The sequence below is a fragment of the Oceanisphaera profunda genome (assembly GCF_002157895.1).
In the GTDB taxonomy this organism is placed as follows: domain Bacteria; phylum Pseudomonadota; class Gammaproteobacteria; order Enterobacterales; family Aeromonadaceae; genus Oceanimonas; species Oceanimonas profunda.
The window spans coordinates 1,157,782-1,175,472 of the sequence record NZ_CP021377.1; the positions used below are offsets into that span (position 1 = coordinate 1,157,782).

General features: G+C 52.2%; 13 protein-coding genes. 6 read left to right on the forward strand and 7 right to left on the reverse strand.

The genetic code is table 11. From position 1 onward, the window contains the following. Nucleotides 1–173 precede the first annotated feature (173 nt). Nucleotides 174–788 (reverse strand): ADP-ribose diphosphatase, encoded by a 615-nt coding sequence (gene nudF, locus CBP31_RS05025; protein WP_087035149.1) that lies wholly within the window; start codon nucleotides 786–788, stop codon nucleotides 174–176. A gap of 234 nt (nucleotides 789–1,022) precedes the next feature. Here nudF and tolC point away from each other — a divergent pair, with 234 nt between their 5' ends. Together tolC and CBP31_RS05035 are read left to right on the forward strand one after the other, a co-directional pair. Then, on the forward strand, nucleotides 1,023–2,327 hold the full coding sequence (tolC, locus tag CBP31_RS05030) for an outer membrane channel protein TolC (protein ID WP_087038629.1): 1,305 nt from the start codon (nucleotides 1,023–1,025) through the stop codon (nucleotides 2,325–2,327). 361 nt (nucleotides 2,328–2,688) lie between these two features. After that, nucleotides 2,689–4,413: a SulP family inorganic anion transporter gene (locus CBP31_RS05035; protein ID WP_087035150.1), complete on the forward strand. Its 1,725-nt coding sequence runs from the start codon at nucleotides 2,689–2,691 to the stop codon at nucleotides 4,411–4,413. Nucleotides 4,414–4,514: 101 nt separating this feature from the next. On the opposite strand, the gene CBP31_RS05040 is transcribed toward CBP31_RS05035, so the two are convergent. Genes CBP31_RS05040 through CBP31_RS05055 form a run of 4 tightly spaced genes read right to left on the reverse strand, consistent with a single transcriptional unit; the run spans nucleotide 4,515 to nucleotide 8,494 of the window. Then, nucleotides 4,515–5,534, reverse strand: coding sequence for an AbrB family transcriptional regulator (locus tag CBP31_RS05040; RefSeq protein ID WP_087035151.1), 1,020 nt, complete (start codon nucleotides 5,532–5,534; stop codon nucleotides 4,515–4,517). Then, nucleotides 5,531–7,054, reverse strand: coding sequence for a tripartite tricarboxylate transporter permease (locus CBP31_RS05045; protein ID WP_087035152.1), 1,524 nt, complete (start codon nucleotides 7,052–7,054; stop codon nucleotides 5,531–5,533). Before CBP31_RS05045 ends, CBP31_RS05040 begins: the two co-directional genes overlap by 4 nt. Nucleotides 7,055–7,058: 4 nt before the next feature. Beyond that, nucleotides 7,059–7,493, reverse strand: coding sequence for a tripartite tricarboxylate transporter TctB family protein (locus tag CBP31_RS05050; protein WP_087035153.1), 435 nt, complete (start codon nucleotides 7,491–7,493; stop codon nucleotides 7,059–7,061). An 11-nt stretch (nucleotides 7,494–7,504) separates the two neighbouring features. Continuing rightward, complete coding sequence (locus CBP31_RS05055; protein WP_087035154.1) at nucleotides 7,505–8,494, reverse strand: Bug family tripartite tricarboxylate transporter substrate binding protein; 990 nt, start codon at nucleotides 8,492–8,494, stop codon at nucleotides 7,505–7,507. Between the two features lie 124 nt (nucleotides 8,495–8,618). Here CBP31_RS05055 and CBP31_RS05060 point away from each other — a divergent pair, with 124 nt between their 5' ends. Genes CBP31_RS05060 through CBP31_RS05070 form a run of 3 tightly spaced genes read left to right on the forward strand, consistent with a single transcriptional unit; the run spans nucleotide 8,619 to nucleotide 11,763 of the window. Beyond that, nucleotides 8,619–9,290, forward strand: coding sequence for a response regulator transcription factor (locus CBP31_RS05060; RefSeq protein ID WP_087035155.1), 672 nt, complete (start codon nucleotides 8,619–8,621; stop codon nucleotides 9,288–9,290). Continuing rightward, nucleotides 9,287–10,696, forward strand: a complete 1,410-nt coding sequence (locus CBP31_RS05065; RefSeq protein WP_151898782.1) for a sensor histidine kinase — start codon at nucleotides 9,287–9,289, stop codon at nucleotides 10,694–10,696. The genes CBP31_RS05060 and CBP31_RS05065 overlap by 4 nt, the downstream gene beginning before the upstream one ends. After that, complete coding sequence (locus CBP31_RS05070) at nucleotides 10,693–11,763, forward strand: ABC transporter substrate-binding protein (RefSeq protein ID WP_087035157.1); 1,071 nt, start codon at nucleotides 10,693–10,695, stop codon at nucleotides 11,761–11,763. Before CBP31_RS05065 ends, CBP31_RS05070 begins: the two co-directional genes overlap by 4 nt. A 58-nt stretch (nucleotides 11,764–11,821) precedes the next feature. Here the strand turns inward: CBP31_RS05070 and hldE are convergent, their stop codons facing one another. Beyond that, nucleotides 11,822–13,249: a bifunctional D-glycero-beta-D-manno-heptose-7-phosphate kinase/D-glycero-beta-D-manno-heptose 1-phosphate adenylyltransferase HldE gene (gene hldE, locus CBP31_RS05075; RefSeq protein WP_087035158.1), complete on the reverse strand. Its 1,428-nt coding sequence runs from the start codon at nucleotides 13,247–13,249 to the stop codon at nucleotides 11,822–11,824. Nucleotides 13,250–13,567: 318 nt separating this feature from the next. On the opposite strand from hldE, the gene lpxL reads away from it, so the two are divergent. After that, entirely contained in the window at nucleotides 13,568–14,503 is a 936-nt protein-coding gene (gene lpxL / locus CBP31_RS05080; RefSeq protein ID WP_227875154.1) for an LpxL/LpxP family Kdo(2)-lipid IV(A) lauroyl/palmitoleoyl acyltransferase, read from the forward strand. 143 nt (nucleotides 14,504–14,646) lie between these two features. Here the strand turns inward: lpxL and glnE are convergent, their stop codons facing one another. Beyond that, nucleotides 14,647–17,511, reverse strand: a complete 2,865-nt coding sequence (gene glnE / locus CBP31_RS05085; RefSeq protein WP_087035160.1) for a bifunctional [glutamate--ammonia ligase]-adenylyl-L-tyrosine phosphorylase/[glutamate--ammonia-ligase] adenylyltransferase — start codon at nucleotides 17,509–17,511, stop codon at nucleotides 14,647–14,649. Nucleotides 17,512–17,691: the final 180 nt, after the last annotated feature.

Below are 17,691 nucleotides of genomic sequence, written 5' to 3' on the forward strand. Positions count from 1 at the left end.
TTAACCTTATTATTTTGCTGTGCAAAATCGGCGGACGGGTGGCTTCTTGACTCTAATCTCTGCCCTTACCATTAAAATCACTTTCAGATTTAATCCTTATTTTTCCGTGTTTTTCCGTGTATTCCGTGGCAAAAATGGCCTTAGGTTTAGTGTTGGAGCTCGCCTCTTCACTACTATTCAATCACTCCCGCGCGCCTTAGCGCCAGCCACTGCAAGGCAATAATGGTACTGGCATTATCTAGTTTACCTTCAGCCAACCATTGCATAGCCTGCCTTCTGGGCACGCGATGCACGCGTATATCTTCACTTTCATCACTTAAACCACCGTGCTTGGGCGCTAAACTGGCATCTACTTCACCTAAAAATAAGCTAATGCGCTCACTGCACCCGCCCGGGCTTGGGTAGTAACTGCTGATAGGGGTGAGCGAGGTAAAGGTTAAGCCGGCTTCTTCTTGGGCTTCGCGGTGCACCACAGCTTCGGCCGTCTCACCTTCATCTATAATGCCCGCCACTACTTCGAATAACCAAGGGTTGCCTTCACCATAGACGGCGCCAACGCGAAATTGTTCCACTAAGATAATTTCATCCCGTATTGGATCATAGGGCAACACCGCCGCTGCGTGGCCGCGGACGAACAGCTCGCGGGTGATTTTTTTGCTCCAGCCGCCGGCAAATAATTTATGCTGTAACGTTAAGCGCAGTAGTCGAAAAAAGCCTTGGTAGCCGACGTCTTCCGCCACTAATTTTACGTCTTGGTGCCCAAACTGGGTAGGCTCGTTCATACTCATTACGACTCCTTTCTTGACATTTAAGCAGTAGATTTTAGACTAACGCTCAAAATGAATGAACGTTCATTCACAATTAATTTAATACCTCTGGAAAGTCAGTCAGATAGTTAATTGGATACTAGCTAATAAGCTGCCTAACCAAGAATAGTGATGTTACCCTTATACTTAACCAACAAAAACACTCAGCCTGCCCCGCTCGGCTTCATGGCTCACCTGTTACATAAGGCAAAAATAATGAAAAAAACGCTATTGTCGGCCCTAATATTGCTTTGCGCTGCAGGCCCAACTCAGGCCGAAGACTTACTCGATGTCTACCAACAAGCCACACAAAATGATCCTTTAGCTCGTGAAGCTAAAGCTGTGCGCGATTCTGCGTTTGAGAAAATTAATGAGTCCCGCGCCCCTTTATTGCCGCAGGTAAATTTAGGCGCCGATGCTAACTATATGACAAATAGCGCCATGAGTGATGTGGGCACGCTAGGCGCTAATTTAGGTTTGAGTCAGGCGCTGTATCGTAAATCGGCATGGGTAAATTTAGATATCACCGAAAAGCTGGCCACTCAGGCAGATGTTAATTACAAACAAATTCAACAAGACCTCATTTTACGCGCCAGCCAAGCCTACTTTGATGTGCTGAGCGCAGAAGATTCCCTGAGCTTCGTGCAAGCAAATAAAGAAGCGGTCAGCCGCCAGCTTGAGCAAACCAAGCAACGCTTTGAAGTAGGCTTAAGCGCCATGACAGACGTACATGAAGCGCAAGCACAGTATGACCAAGCGCTGGCCGAAGAGATCAGCGCCGAAAACTCGGTTAACAACGCCAAAGAAGTACTGCGTGAGTTGACCAATATGGGTTACGCACAGCTCGAAAAGCTAAATACCGAATTATTTAGCCCAGAAAAATCCGTTATCAATGCAGATGCTTGGTTAGAGATAGCGCTTGAGCAAAACTTAGAGCTGCACAAACAACGTATCGGTAAAGACATCGCCAACGAACAAATTGGTTTAGCCCAAGCAGGACATGCTCCTACGCTGGATTTAAATGCGGGTATTGGCAGCCAATACAATGATTACGCCGATGAGTCAGCGTCCGCGAGAAGTGGCAGCAACAACCAAGCCGCACTGGGATTATCTTTTAACTTGCCTATCTACAGCGGCGGCGCCACCACCTCACAAGTGAAACAAGCCCAGTTCAACTATGTGGCCGCCAGCGAGCAATTAGAGCGTAGCTTTCGCGCCGTGAAAAGCCGCGTGTACTCTTCCTATAACGACGTAGGTGCCGCAGCAGGTTCGGTGCGCGCCTTCGAACAGTTTGTGATTTCCGCCCAAAGTGCGCTCGACGCCACCGAAGCCGGTTACGAAGTAGGCACCCGTACAATAGTTGATGTGTTGATCTCCACACGCCAGCTCTACAACGCCAAGCAAAACCTAGCTGCGGCTCGCTATGACTATATAATCAACCAGTTGCAGCTAAGACAGGCAGCCGGTAACTTAACCGAGCAAGACTTGGTAGAAATCAATAACGGCTTGATTAGAAAGTAATGTGTGAAATGTGAAGGGTAAAGGGTGAAGCGAACAAGCTAATCCTGAATCTGCCAGCTCTGTGTATTACACCTCATCCTTCACCATTTACTCTTCACGTCAAAAAAGCACCGAGCCTGCAGGTTCGGTGCTTTTTTTTGTACTTTGTACTGGTAAAAAATCAGGGTTTCGCTCTTATGCCGTCTTCCTGATGAAAATCAGGATCTGGTGTTGGCTGTAAACGTCGTACTGCAGCCTGACCGGCGCATGAATTCGACGCTACCCAGCCTAATCCAACAGTTGTCGTCCTAGAGTAATTAAGAATATACTTAACTACTCCATTTTAATGGGTGCTGTCTATTCTCTGGCTAAAGGACTTGCCATGCTCGCGCGTTATTTTCCTCTTATAGGCTGGCTAAAAGCCTATAACAAACATGCTCTCAGCAATGATCTTATCGCGGCATTAATCGTCACTATCATGTTGATTCCGCAATCGTTGGCTTATGCCATGCTGGCCGGATTACCGCCCGAAGTGGGTTTGTACGCCAGTATTTTGCCACTGGTGGCCTACACACTGTTTGGCACCAGTCGCACGCTGTCGGTGGGGCCGGTGGCGGTAATATCCTTGATGACGGCCGCCAGTATTAGTCAATTAAATCTCACCGATAGTAGCCAATACTTAGCCGCCGCTGTGCTGTTGGCACTGATCTCGGGTTTAATCTTGATACTGATGGGTATCTTTAAGTTAGGCATGTTGGCCAATTTTTTAAGCCATCCGGTGATCTCGGGATTTATTACCGCCTCCGGCCTGTTAATTGCTGCCAGTCAGCTACCGCATATTTTGGGCATCAACGCCAAGGGCACTAACTTATTCGACTTAGTGCTAGCAATTATTGGCGAGTTAGCGCAAACCAATCTGCTGACCTTAGGCTTAGGCGGCTTTGCGCTGGCCTTTTTATTTTGGTCACGCAGTGGTTTAAAACCCTTACTGATCCGCCTTGGTTTAAGCGCCCACAGTGCAGGTTTACTGGCTAAAGCGGGTCCCGTATTAGCGATATTTGCCACCACGCTCACCGTATGGGGAGCTGACTTAGCCAACCGCAATGTTGCAATCGTGGGCGCGATTCCGGCGGGATTACCGCAGTTTGGCTTACCCTCATTCGATAGCTGGTTGTTTGATGATGGCTTGTGGCAGCAGTTGGTCGTTTCGGCGCTGTTTATCAGCTTGGTGGGCTTCGTGGAGTCAGTATCAGTGGCACAAACTTTGGCCGCCAAACGTCGCCAACGCATCGAGCCTAATCAAGAGCTGATTGGTTTAGGCGCAGCTAACATTGGCTCGGCTTTATCCGGGGGCTTTCCGGTTACCGGTGGCTTTTCACGCTCTGTGGTTAACTTTGATGCCGGCGCACAAACCCCGGCTGCCGGCGCTTTTACTGCAATGGGTATCGCCTTGGCGGCACTGTTTCTTACGCCTTTATTGTATTTTTTACCCCAAGCCACACTGGCCGCCACTATTATAGTGGCGGTATTAGCACTGATCGACTTGCCCGCCATTAAGCGGACTTGGCAATATTCACGCAGTGATTTTTCTGCCATGTTGGTGACGATTTTACTCACCTTAAGTCAAGGCGTAGAAATCGGCATTATGGCCGGTGTGGGCTTATCGTTATTATTATTTCTCTATCGTACCAGCCAGCCACATAGCGCCTTAGTAGGCTTAGTGCCGGGCACTGAACACTTTCGTAATATCGACCGCCACCAAGTTGAAACTAGTGCGCAGCTCATCACACTACGCATAGATGAAAGCCTCTATTTTGCCAATGCCCGCCACTTAGAAGACCGCATTTACGCATTAATAGTGCAGCAGCCCAGTGTTAAGCATTTCGTCTTAATGTGCCCCGCCGTTAATCTCATTGATGCCTCCGCATTAGAAAGTCTCGAAGCCATTAATCACCGCCTGCAAGACAGCGGCGTGATCTTTCACTTATCCGAAGTAAAAGGCCCTGTGATGGACCGCTTACAAAAAAGTAATTTTTTAGAAGAGCTCACCGGCCAAGTATTCTTAAACCAATTTGCGGCGTGGCAGGCGTTGAGTGAAAAAATGTGAGGCGTGACAAAGCGATTCGCTTAGTGCTCCATATAAAAAGGCATCCAGAGAAAATTCTGGATGCCTTTTTATATTTTTAGTTTACGGCTTACAGCTTTGCTTCATACGCTCTTTAAGCGGGAATCCGCTCCGGCCCGTCGCATTAGCCAACCGGCACACAGGCCAAGTAGCAAAATACGCAACACATGATGAAAGATAACCCAAGATGGATCTAAACCGGTTACCAGCGCTAGATAAATCATGGCCTCTACCGCCCCTGGCGCATAGGCCAACCACACCTGAAATACCGGCAGTCCTAACCAAGTGCCCACCACAAAAGCCCACAACAAAGAGATCACAGAGCTGGAGACGCTGATCAATAATCCGGCCAGCAACAGCTGCAGCATCTCTTTGGCCGGTAACGGCTTTAACCTGCTACCGACTAAAGCACCCAGCAGTATCATGCTCACCGGAATAAGCCCGTCAACCGGCACCGCAGACGTGCCTAGCCAGGCTCCATAAGTAGCTGAGACGGCCACGCCAGTCAGAATATAACTGGCGGGGATCTTTAACCAAGCGCCCCCCCTGCCCAGTAGCCAAGCGGCGAATACTAAGCCCAGTGTCTGAGTCAGGCTCAGCTCTTGGCTGGTGGGAATACCCAAGGTGGGCACCCATTCCAGCAACATAATGACGCTAACCAAAGACACCAAGGCAATCACCCGCACCGTTTGCGACAGGATCACTCGGATCGGGTTATCGAGCTGGGTGGCCAGCGCCGCCATAATGGAAAGAGCGCCTGGCGACGCCCCCATCACCGCTTCTTGAGATGACCATCCCAGCCGCCGCAACATATATTGCCCCAGCGGAATTTGGGTAGCCAAACACAATAACAGCCCGGTCACGCTAAACAGCAATGAGCTGGGAGCCGGAAAATCAAACTCCAGACGTAAGCCGACCGCCACGCCTAAACAGGCCTGAATAGGCGCCAGCAAGAACTTAGGCAAACGCACATCTAACCCGGCCATGGCAGCAAGGGCCACGATTAACATGGCCCCCAACAGCCAGTCGGATGGAAAGCCGGCCCGATGGGCCAGCCAACCACCCGCCGCACCCAAAGCACAGGTGCGCAGCCAAATCATCATGCCTGCGGCGCCTCACTTTGCAGCAAAGCCGCGCGGCGGCGCTTGCGCCACGCCATCATTAACGGCATCACCAATACCAGCACACTAAAGGCCCACAGGCTGATAGTGACACCGTTATGAAACAAGATGCTCCAGTCACCGGCACTCATCGACAAGGCACGGCGCAGGTTATCTTCCAGCACCGAACCCAACACCAGCCCCAGAATGACCGGCGCCAGTGAGAAGTCCAGTTTGCGCAAGATAAAGCCAAACACACCCAGCAGAATCATAAAGAACAGATCGAAGCTGGCCCCATGAATCGAGTAGATACCGACGAAGGTCAGCATCACGATAACGGGTACCAAGTAGGCTTGGCGTACGCTCAGCATGCGCACGAAGATACCGACTAACGGCAAGTTCAACACCAACAAGGCAATATTGCCGATAAACATGGAAGCAATCAGACCCCAAGCAATATCGGGCTGCTGACTGAACAACAAGGGCCCTGGCGTCACATCAAACAACAAGAGCGCGCCCAGTAAAATAGCCGTGGTGCCAGAGCCTGGAATACCCAGCGTTAGCATAGGCACCATAGAGCCCACTGCCGCCGCGTTATTGGCCGCTTCAGGTGCGGCTAAGCCGCGAATATCACCTTCGCCAAATTCATTGTCTTCACCGGCGAGCCGTTTCTCGGTACCGTAAGCCACGGCACTGGCTACAGACGCACCGGTGCCGGGTAGCACGCCAATCACAAAACCAACCACAGTAGAGCGCAGTACGACCCAACGTACCGCCACCAAATCGGCGACCTTGACGAAGGACTTACTCACCTTGTCGACTTTGCCGTTACCACCGTAATGGTGCTCAACCAGCAGTAAAATTTCGCTGATGGCAAACATGCCAATCACTACCACCAAAAAGTCCACACCATCAAACAAGTTGGTGAGACCAAAGCTAAAACGTAACACCCCGGTCCCCGAGTCCACGCCCACGGTCGCCAACGCTAGGCCGATGATGGTACCAATCACAGTTTTTACCGGCCGAGAGCCCACCATGGAGGCCAAGCAGCACAGCGCAAACACCATTAAGGCCACAAACTCAGCCGGGCCAAAGGTGACCGCCAAACGCGTTAGTATCGGGGCAAGAATGATCAGTAACAGCAAAGCACCCATGGAGCCTGCAAATGACGACACCGCCGATAAGGCCAAGGCGCGACCGCCCTCGCCTCGCTTGGCCATAGGGTGACCATCGAGTGTGGTCATAATGGCCCCCGCATCACCGGGCACGTTCAGCAAAATACTGGAAATTCGACCACCGTATTCAGCGCCATAATAGACACCCGCCAGTAAAATAATGGCAGAAGCAGGCTCAAGACCAAAGGAATAGGCTAACGGCAATAAAATGGCGATGCCATTAATCGGCCCTATGCCGGGCAGTGCCCCCATTAGGGTGCCGAAAAAACAACCCGCCAGTACCAGCGCCAAATTCATTGGCGTTAAGGCAACCGCAAACCCCGTGGCCAGATCCGATAAGATATCCATACCCTTAACCTCCAAATAGGGTGCCGGTAGGCACGTTTAGCTCCAGCACGATACTGAGCAATACATAGCCCACCGCACCCAGCGCCACTGAATACAACAGGGCATTACGTAGCCCTAAGCCAAACAGGCGCGCAAACACGGTACTCACCAAGCAAGTAGCCAACATAAAGCCCAGTATTTCAAAGCTCCAGGCATAGAGCAGTAAACCCAGTACCACCATCACGTGGCGGCCGAAGAGACTACGCTCATACACCCCCTTAAAGCGGTCTGGCTTAATCACCAACCAAGCCGAGCAGCAAAATAGCAATACCGCCAAGATCAGCGGAATCGCCTTAGGCCCAACGGGTTCGTACTGAAAAGGCACTTCAAGTTGCCAAGCGGCGACCCCTAGGGCCACCGCTGCCAACATCAAGACCAGAGAAAAAAGACGATCAGCCATGATGTTACCTCTTATTTGAGCAGACCCATTTCACGAGATAGCCCCTGAAACTTCTCAACTTCTGTCTTTATATAGGCTTCAAACTTATCGCCAGACATGGACAAGGGGAACAAGCCTTGCTTGTTACGTACCTCGGTGAAGGCCTCAGTCTGATACAGCTCGTTAAACTGATTAACCCAGTATTGGTAAGCTTCATCGGACGCTTCTGGCGCCATATAGAAGCCACGCATTATCGGCCATTCGATATCGAAACCTTGCTCTGTAGCAGTTGGGATCTGGGCATAGTCACCGTCCAAGCGCTCTGGAGATAACACCGCCAACACCCGTACTATTCCTGCATCCAGCTGCCCCTTTATTTCAGACATATCACCCGGATAAACCTGAATATGGTTACCCAACACGGCCGCCATGGCATCGCCACCGCCTTCGTAGGCCACATAACGCATGGTGCGAGGGTCCAGTCCTAAATGACGATAGAAAAACGCCGCCTTCATCCAGTCTTGACTACCAACCGTGCCACCCGCGCCAACCACCTGCTTGCCCGGGTTGGCTTTAATATCCGCAGCCAGTTCGGCTAAATTATTCCAGGGCGCGTCGGCCTTGACGATAATCGCGCCGTAGTCGGTACCAATGGCGCCTATCCAACGTGCGTCGTCTACGTCCAGATCCTTGCCAAACTTGCTGAGGGCCAAATTAAGAGAAGATCCCGAGCTGAACGCCACCACCGCATTGTCATCAGTGCGCCGATTACTGTTCATATGGGTATAAGCTACTGCTCCTACACCACCGGGCATAAAGGTCACGCGCATGGGTTGGTCCAGCAGACCGGACTTATCCAGGCTGGATGTTAAAATACGACAGGTTAAGTCAAAACCGCCGCCCGGCTTGGCCGGTGCGATACATTCCGGTTTATTGGGAGTAAAATCTGCATGGGCAGCGCCGGTGCCCATCATGAGTAAGCCGGCACCCAGCAAAGCATGAACCAGAGGGGTTAATTTCATCTCGCTATCTCCTTGAGGTAATTCCATCTATTACTTGTTTCATCTAGAAACAAGTTATTAACATCTGACATACTAGCGTCCTAAGCTGTCACCAAGCTGTCATGACCCAACAGAGGATAAAATCGTGCGTATTCTTGTGATAGAGGACACCAGAGTATTGGGTGAAGCCATCGCTGACCGATTACAGAAGCTGGGCCATGGCACTGACTTGATTGGCAATGGCCGCCAGGCCGTCGACTGGTTACGCAATCAGTCTGTCGATTTGATTATTCTGGATCTCAACTTACCCGGCCTGAGCGGCGAAGGGGTACTGGCAGAGCTGCGCCAGCGCAAAACCGACACTCCGGTATTGATCCTGACCGCTCGAGATCAAATTGATGACCGCATCAAGTTGCTAGATCTGGGCGCGGACGATTATCTCACCAAGCCCTTCGACTTTGGCGAGCTGGAAGCCCGAGTGCGCGCCCTGCTACGGCGCCAGCAAGGCTATGCCTCTAACATCAGTGAGCACGGTAACTTAACCTTTAACCGTGACGCGAAAACCGTCACCATCGATCAATTACCCTGTGCGCTGGTTAATCGGGAGTTCAGGCTGTTAGAGATTTTTTTGGGTGGATTAGAGCGGGTGATGAGCAAAGAAGAGCTGACTGAAAAGCTGTTTAACGCCGATGAAACCCCCTCGGCCAATACCATAGAGCTGTATGTGGCAAGATTGCGTAAAAAACTGGTGGGTAGTTCACTGCAGATACAGACGCTGCGCGGTTTGGGCTATGTAGCACGGGTCATCGACTCGTGAGCGCTGTGGTTAACCGCCACCCACACCTGCGTCGACGACTACTATTACTGAGCGCTGTGGTCCTCATCGGCTTGAGCCTGCTGGCCACAGGGTTCATGGTGTCTTACAGCAAAAAAACCGCCGATCGTAGCTACGACCTCATGCTCAACAGCGCCATACTGCAACTGGCCAATGCAGTTCGCCACGGTGAACAAGGCTTTATGGTCGATATGCCAGTCTCCGCGTTTGCCACTCTGGCCCAGGCGCCTGAAGATCGCGTTTTTTATCGGATCAGTGTTAACGGTAGCTTCTTGACCGGTTATGCCGCCTTACCTACGCCGCCGCCCACAACGCCTTCGCAACAGTCTCTGACCCAACAACAACCGGTCTTCTTTGATGCTCTCTTCTCCGGAGAGCCGGTGCGGGTGGCGCGCTTGACTCGACTGAATACCGAGCGCCAGCCACACGATGAAATTCACATCGAACTGGCGCAAACCCGCCTCGCTCGTGAGCAGCTCAAGGATGAAATTTTGTATCCGGCACTGAAGCTTATTCTGGGGCTGTTATTCAGTGCTCTATTGCTGCTGGGGTTGGGAATTTATTATGCTCTGCGCCCTTTTACCCTGATTGCTCGTGCTCTGGCACGGCGACGCCCGCGGGATCTCACGCCACTGTTATTGCCGGTTCCCAAAGAAACACTGCCGCTGCTGCACACCATCAATCACTTTATTGCCCGCCAGCAGCAGATGTTAGAACGTATGGAGTCCACCACTTCGGTGGCCGCCCATCAACTACGCACGCCGTTGGCCAGCCTGCGCGCCTTAAGCGAAAATGCCCGCGACGAGCAAGACGCGGCCAAAAGGAAAACGCTGCTGGCCGGATTAATCGAGCAATGCGACCAGCTGTCACTCACGGTGAATCATCTGTTGAATCAGGCCATGCTGGATCATCGTTTTCACAGCCAAGAGTTACTGCCGCTAGAGCTAAATGCCCTCGCTAAAAAGGTCTGCCTAGCGCTGGCGGTACCGGCCTTGCAACGGCAAGTCGAACTCTCGTTCGAGCCGGCCACCTCACCCCTGTGGATCCAAGGAGATGAAATAGCGATCACCCAAATGCTGAATAACCTTATCGATAATGCCGTGGCCCATGCACCCGTCCATACTCGGGTAGAGATTTTGCTACGTACCTCGCCGGCACCGGCCATGCTCATTCGCGACTTAGGCCCCGGCATTCCACATGAGGAGCGAGAAAAGGTGTTCGCCCGCTTCTATCGGGGCAGTCAGCATCGCTATCTGGGCTCGGGACTCGGCATGGCCATCGCACGGGACGTTGCCGAACATCACGGCGCAGGCATTCATCTGCATGACAATGAGCCGAGTGGATTGGAAGTCGAGATCCGTTTTAACACTTATAGGAGCACCCCATGAGTCGGCTTCGTTTAGCCTTGCTGTGGCTTTCGTTATTGTTAGCCGCCCCAACACAAGCGGCAGAGGAATTTTTACTACCCGCCGCTTCACCGATGCAACAGCAATTGGTTATTTACAGCGCCACCGATTATCGCTATCTACAACCACTGCTACAGTACTTTCAGCAGCAACATCCTCAATTAGGCATCCGTTTTGTGGATCTTAATTCACAAGAGTTATACGAACGATTTTTACAGGAATCCCCGCACTCGCCGGCGGACTTGCTGCTCAGCTCGGCCATGGATTTGCAGCTCAAACTGGTTAATGACGGTCATGCTCGTCCCTATCGCTCGGCCCGAACTTTGTCTCTGCCCAGCCAAGTACACTGGCGACACGAGCTGTTCGCTTTCACCTTCGAGCCGATACTGACCGTATTTAACCGAGAATTACTGGGTGCTCACCCGCTACCCCACAGTCGCCAACAATTATTAGCTCTATTGCGAGAAGATCCTGACCGCTTTGCCAATCGGATTATCACCTACGATCTTGCCGCCAGCGGCGTGGGCTACCTGCTGGCCAGTCAAGATAGCCAGCAAGGGCTGATGTATGGTCGGTTATTAGAAGCCTTCGGCGGCCTTAGGGTGCAACTTGATGACAGCAGTAACGACATGCTGGAGCGCCTCGCCAACGGAGAAGCCGCCATCGGCTATAATCTGCTGGGCTCTTATGTGGCCTCGGCGTTACCACGTTATCCCCAGTTAGTGGCAATGGCGCCCAACGACTATACCTTGATGCTGATGCGACTGGCGCTGCTCCCCAAAACCGCGCCTCACCCTACCCTTGCCGGTGAGTTCATCGATTTAATGCTGTCGGCTCAAGGTCAAGCGCTGCTGGAACAAAGCGGTCTGCATCCGCTACTGGAGCCCGATTCAGGACAACTGCGGCTCGCTATTCAGGCTCAAGGGCCGATCACGCTGATCCCACTAACGCCTGCACTGCTGCCGCCCCTGGATCCCTTGGTCAAACAGCATTTTATTGATGCTTGGTCCGGCTCGATTACCACAGCGCCGCCCAAAAGCCAGCCATAAAAAAGAGGCTTACCAGTAACGGTAAGCCTCTTTCACATTTGAGCTACTTACCCAAGTATTAGCCGCGAGTACGAATCGCTTGAATAATCGCGGTGGTGGAGCAGCCTTCTTCGAAGTTAAGCACTTTAACTTCGCCGCCATTGGCGGTGACTTCCTCAAAACCGGCGATATCTTCAGCTTTATAATCGCCGCCTTTCACTAATACATCCGGCAGGGTCTCGGCAATTAAGCGTTGCGGCGTATCTTCGGCAAAGGGCACGACCCAATCCACGGCACCTAAGCCCGCCAAGACCGCCATGCGGCGATCCACGGTGTTTACCGGACGGCCATCGCCTTTCAGCGCGCGTACTGAAGCATCGGTATTTACCGCCACCACTAAGCGATCACCCAGCTTGCGCGCATGGCTCAGGTAAGACACGTGGCCGGCGTGCAAAATATCGAAACAACCGTTGGTCATCACGATTTTCTCACCACGACGGCGCGCCGCGTCCATGACCTGCTTAAGCTGCTGTTCGGTCACTACCCCCATACCAGACTCTGGCGTGCCGTATAATACGTTAGCCAGCTCGATGGCGGACACTGTCGAGGTGCCCAGCTTGCCAACCACTATACTGGCAGCCACGTTAGCCAACGCACAGGCTTCATCTAGGTGTAAACCCGCCGCCAGCGCGGTCGCTAGCGTGGCAATCACCGTATCGCCGGCACCGGTAACGTCAAACACTTCATGAGCTTGGGCAGGTAAGTGCAGCTCGTGATCATCTGCATGAATTAAGGTCATGCCGTGTTCGGAGCGAGTGACTAACAGCGCTTTAAAGTCGAATTTTTTGATCAGCTCGCGGCCACGGGCCACCAGCTCTTGTTCGTCTTTTACCTTACCCACTACCGCCTCAAACTCGGTCATATTGGGCGTGAGTAAAGTAGCACCACGATATTTTTCAAAGTCAGAACCTTTCGGGTCCACCAATACCGGCACGCCGGCTTGGTTGGCCGCCTGGATCAGCGCTCGTACTTGCGTCAGTGCGCCTTTGGCATAATCCGACAGCACTATTACCCCCGCTTGCTCTAAGGCAGTACGAGTTTTTTCGGTTAACGGCGCCGCATCGTCTGGGCCAAAGCTGTCTTCAAAGTCTAAACGCAGCAATTGCTGATTACGGCTCATCACCCGCAACTTAGTAATGGTGGGATGACTGTTTAAGCGCACAAAGTCGCACTCCACGCCCACGCCCTGCATTTTATCTTGCAAAGAGGTGGCCGCTTCATCGTTACCGGTTAAGCCCAGCAAGCGCGCTTTAGCACCCAGTGCTGCGATATTGAGCGCCACGTTGGCCGCTCCCCCTGGCCGCTCCTCGTTGTGCTCAACTTTGACAACAGGAACAGGCGCTTCCGGTGAGATGCGCATGGTAGGGCCAGACCAATAACGGTCTAACATTACATCGCCGACCACTAGCACCTTGGCGCTATCGAATTCCGGTAACTTGATCTTCATGGTTCCGACTCTTTTGAACAGGGGAAAGCCGAAATCTTATCACAAACGACTTTAAAACATAGCGCCCAGCGCCCTCCACCAAGCGCCGAGCTGAAGCTAAACACCCAGAACAAGCCCCCTTCCACTGCTCTTTAATTGCCAGATACAGAGACCAAATACATAAAATCAGTTAAAGACAAGACGTCTAATTAACAGAGGTTAATCTTTTTAGCTGGGCGCCGAGCGCTGGGTGCTTGGCGCTTAACTTGTGTATTGGTGGTCTTTGGCGGCTAAGTTAATTAGAATTCGGTCATTAATTGTTTATGGCGATACCTGTTTATGGCAATAGCTATGCGAGATTTTCGACCTTCTTCTTTTTCTTTAGCGCTATTACATCCCCGTTACCTGTTTAACTGGCTGGGCTTGAGCCTATTGTGGCTATTAGTGACGCTGCTGCCGTGGCGTGCACAAATGGCGTTTGGCCGTAGCTTGGGCCGCTTATCGATGCGCGTACTGAAATCTCGGGTAAAGATTGCTCGGCGCAACCTTGAGTTGGCCTTGCCAGAGCTCGATGAAGCTGAACGTGAGCGCACGCTTATTGCTAACTTTGAAAGCGTGGGGTGTGCAGTATTTGAAACCGGCATGGCCTGGTTTTGGCCCGATTGGCGGATGCGCGCCATCACGCGCATGGAAGGCACTGAGCATGTAGATACAGCCGTGGCCAATAATCAGGGCATGTTGCTGTTATCGGCGCACTTTTTAACGCTAGAGCTCAATGCGCGCCAGTTTGGTTTGTATCGCCCGGGAGTAGGCGTGTATAGACCCAACACCAATGCGGTATTGGAATACGCACAAGTGGAAGGCCGTTGCCGCTCGAATAAGTACTTGGTGGATCGTTTAAATATTAAAGGCATGCTGAAAGCGCTGCGCCAAGGCGACGCACTTTGGTACGCGCCCGATCATGACTATGGTCGTCATGCCAGTGTGTTTGTGCCCTTTTTTGCGGTAGAGCAAGCGGCGACTATTACCGGCACCGCTACGTTGGCTCGGGTGAAAAAAACCGTCACCCTGCCCTGTTTTACGCTGCGAGAGAAAGACGGCTATCGGTTATTGATCCAAGCGCCCATGGCTAACTTCCCCATTGGTGACGACATTACCGACGCCATCGCCAGCAATCAGGTGATAGAAGCGGCCATTCGGTTAGCGCCTGAGCAATATATGTGGCTACACAGACGCTTTAAAACCACACCAGAAGGCGTGCCGTATCGATACTAAGGGCAGCGCCCAGCACCAAGCGCCTAGCTACAGACAGTTCTAGATAACCAAAAAAGCAGATACCGGAGCAAGTCAGGCGCGACGGCATAAAAAAACACCGAGCCCACAAGTTCGGTGTTTATGTTTCTGCCGGGCGCTTGGTGCTATGCTTTCAACCATTTCTCCCAGCTCTCCACTACCCATTCGCGCTCGGTGCACAGCTCACTGTCGGGCACGCGGCCGGGTTCGTCGAGTAGGCTTAAACGGTGGCCGCGGTTACGAATGGCGCAGTAGGCAGTTTTCAGTCGTTCGGCTTCTTGCTCATCCAATAAACCCACCGCCACTGCCGACTCTAAGATGCGGATGTTATCGGACCAGCGGGTGAGCGCCTTGGCGTACTGATGGCTAAAGGCCAGCACCAGATATTGGGTTAAAAATTCGATATCTACTAAGCCGCCGCTTGATTGCTTTAAATCGAACTCTTCCTCTTTAGCTTTAATAAGGTGCTCGCGCATTCTTTCGCGCATCTTGATCACTTCTTCGGCCAGCGACTGCTGATCTCGTGGCTGGCTCAGCACTTGCTGGCGGATCTCAATAAACTGCTGCTCTAAAGTGGCATCGCCGACAATAAAGCGACTGCGTACCAGCGCTTGTTTCTCCCACACCCAAGCTTGATTCAGTAAATACTGTTGATAGGCGTCCAGTGGGCTCACCATTAAGCCAGAGTCACCGCTGGGCCGCAGACGCATATCAAGCTCATAGAGCACACCACTGGCGGTGCGGGTGCTAAACAAGTGAATAATGCGCTGAGCGAGGCGCAAGTAAAATTGGCGCACATCTATCGGCTTAGGGCCATTGGTGTGGCCGCTCAAGTCCGATTGCTGCACAAACACCAAATCCAAGTCAGAGCTATAAGCCAGCTCAATGCCGCCCAACTTGCCGTAGGCCACCACGCCAAAGCCACGATCCGTGCTGTGCGCTAGCGCCTCTGGCACACCGTGGCGCTCGGTCATTTGTACCCAAGCTTGATTTATCACTTCATCCACTATGGCTTCGGCCAACCAAGTTAAGTGGTCGCTCACTTTCATTAACGGCAAGGTATCGGCGATATCGGCGGCGGCGATGCGCAGCAGCTGAATTTGCTTAAATTGGCGCAGTGCTTCCATTTGCTGCTCTACGTCTTCTTCCGGCACCCGCAGCAAAAATTGGCGCAACTCATCCCGATAGCACTCTAATGGGATAGGTTCATACAAGGTTTGCGGTAATAACAGTTCATCGAGCAAAATCGGAAAACGCGCTAATTGTTCCGCCACCAAAGAACTAGCTTCACACAAACGGAGCAATTGCTTAAGCGCGCCGGCATTTTCGACCAATAACTGTAAATAGGCAGAACGGGTGACGATATGCAGCAAAATATGCTGCACGCGGGCAAATAGCCGATTAGGAGTGTCTGTGCCGTGGATTTTATCGAGCAACACCGGCATTAGTTTATCGAGGGCTTGGCGACCTTGCGGCCCCATGGCTCGGCGCGAGTATTCGGCTTTAAAGCTCAGCAAGCCCGCCGCTAACCCGCGGGCTTTAAGCTCGCTTAAACCTTGTTCTTGCAGCAAGGGCAGTAGCTCGCTTTCATCCAGCTCAGTTTGCCAAATATCAAACCAAATTTGCGGCGCGCCTTCTTCTTCGGCTTCGGTATTATCACCAATTAAGCCCTCGAACTGGCGATGCACGCGGCTCATAGTGGCTTGTATCGCCTGATAACAGTCTTGCCAATTATCAAAGCCGGTGAGCCACGCCAAGCGCGCTTGATTCAGCTCATCAAAGGGCAGGGTTTGAGTTTGTTGATCGTCAAAGGCCTGCAAGAAATTCTCTACTCGGCGCAGCAAGCGGTAACTTTCATGTAACTGCTGGGCATCTTCGCTTGGCAAATCCCCCAGCGCTTCAATGGCGGCAAGGGCGGCGGGTAAGTGGCGCACTTGCAGTGAGGGCTCACGACCACCGCGGATCAGCTGAAATACCTGAGCAATAAATTCGATTTCACGAATGCCACCCGCACCCAGCTTAATGTTGTCGTGCAGACCTTTGCGGCGCACTTCGGCGGCGATCATGGCTTTCATCTGGCGCAGTGAGTCAATCACGCCAAAGTCGATGTAGCGGCGAAACACAAAGGGCCTGAGCATGGCCCGCAGTTGGTCGCTGTATTGGCCTTCACCATTAATAATGCGCGCTTTCACCATGGCGTAGCGCTCCCAAGTGCGGCCATGATTTTGGTAATACTCTTCCATGGCGTTAAAGCTCACCGCCAGCGGGCCCGACTCGCCAAAGGGGCGCAGGCGCATATCCACTCTATATACCTGACCATCCGCCGTGGTTTGATGCAGGGCATTCACCAGCTTTTGCCCGAGGCGAATAAAAAACTGCTGATTGGCCAGCTCGCGCCGCCCACCTTGGGTGACGCCGTTGTGAGGAAAGGTAAAAATCAGGTCAATATCTGACGAAAAGTTCAGCTCGCGCCCGCCCAACTTGCCCATGCCAATAATCAACAAGGGCACCGCTTCGCCATTAGCATCGGTGGGCGTACCGACTTCATGACATAGCTTTTGGTAATACCAACGATAGGCCGCCAAAATCAGGGCATCCGCCAAGGCGGAGATATGCACAAAGCTTTCTTCTACCTCACCACCGAGCAGCATTTCCCGCCATGCGATCAACAGTAATTGCTTGCGGCGAAACTGGCGTAACACTCTCAGCACCGTCGCTTCATCAGTCACGCCATCAAGCAAAGTCGCCAAAACGCTCGCATAATCGCCCGCGCGATCACTGTTATTAAGCTCAGTGGCATCATCAAATTCCAGCGCTAACTCAGGCTGCTGACAGAGGCTTTGTACGGCAAAGTCGCTGCAAGCGAACAGCATTTTTAACTGGGCAGATCGCGCATCTGACACTTGCTCAACCAGCTCAGGCGCACGCTCTTTAAAACGCAGCCATTGTTTATTGGCCTGTTGTTGCAGCAAAGCGGGCATGGCAATCATGATTAATCCTTAATTCTTGGGTGCGGCACTGTAGATGCCCGTCTCTTCGGTGAACAGGACTTCAGCACGATTTTATGTTTTATATGCAAACCTCAGAAGCAGCAAGAAAAGCTGGCCCGTCGAAACATTCTGCTACGCAGAACCGGCGAATAAATTGCCGGCTACGAGGGCCGCGTTTCT

Coding starts and splice junctions, on each gene's coding strand:
- CBP31_RS05070 (WP_087035157.1), top strand. CDS start 10,693: ATGAGTCGGCTTCGTTTAGCCTTGCTGTGGCTTTCGTTATTGTTAGCC.
- tolC (WP_087038629.1), top strand. CDS start 1,023: ATGAAAAAAACGCTATTGTCGGCCCTAATATTGCTTTGCGCTGCAGGC.
- CBP31_RS05045 (WP_087035152.1), bottom strand. CDS start 7,054: ATGGATATCTTATCGGATCTGGCCACGGGGTTTGCGGTTGCCTTAACG.
- CBP31_RS05035 (WP_087035150.1), top strand. CDS start 2,689: ATGCTCGCGCGTTATTTTCCTCTTATAGGCTGGCTAAAAGCCTATAAC.
- CBP31_RS05055 (WP_087035154.1), bottom strand. CDS start 8,494: ATGAAATTAACCCCTCTGGTTCATGCTTTGCTGGGTGCCGGCTTACTC.
- CBP31_RS05040 (WP_087035151.1), bottom strand. CDS start 5,534: ATGATGATTTGGCTGCGCACCTGTGCTTTGGGTGCGGCGGGTGGTTGG.
- lpxL (WP_227875154.1), top strand. CDS start 13,568: ATGGCAATAGCTATGCGAGATTTTCGACCTTCTTCTTTTTCTTTAGCG.
- nudF (WP_087035149.1), bottom strand. CDS start 788: ATGAGTATGAACGAGCCTACCCAGTTTGGGCACCAAGACGTAAAATTA.
- CBP31_RS05050 (WP_087035153.1), bottom strand. CDS start 7,493: ATGGCTGATCGTCTTTTTTCTCTGGTCTTGATGTTGGCAGCGGTGGCC.
- hldE (WP_087035158.1), bottom strand. CDS start 13,249: ATGAAGATCAAGTTACCGGAATTCGATAGCGCCAAGGTGCTAGTGGTC.
- glnE (WP_087035160.1), bottom strand. CDS start 17,511: ATGATTGCCATGCCCGCTTTGCTGCAACAACAGGCCAATAAACAATGG.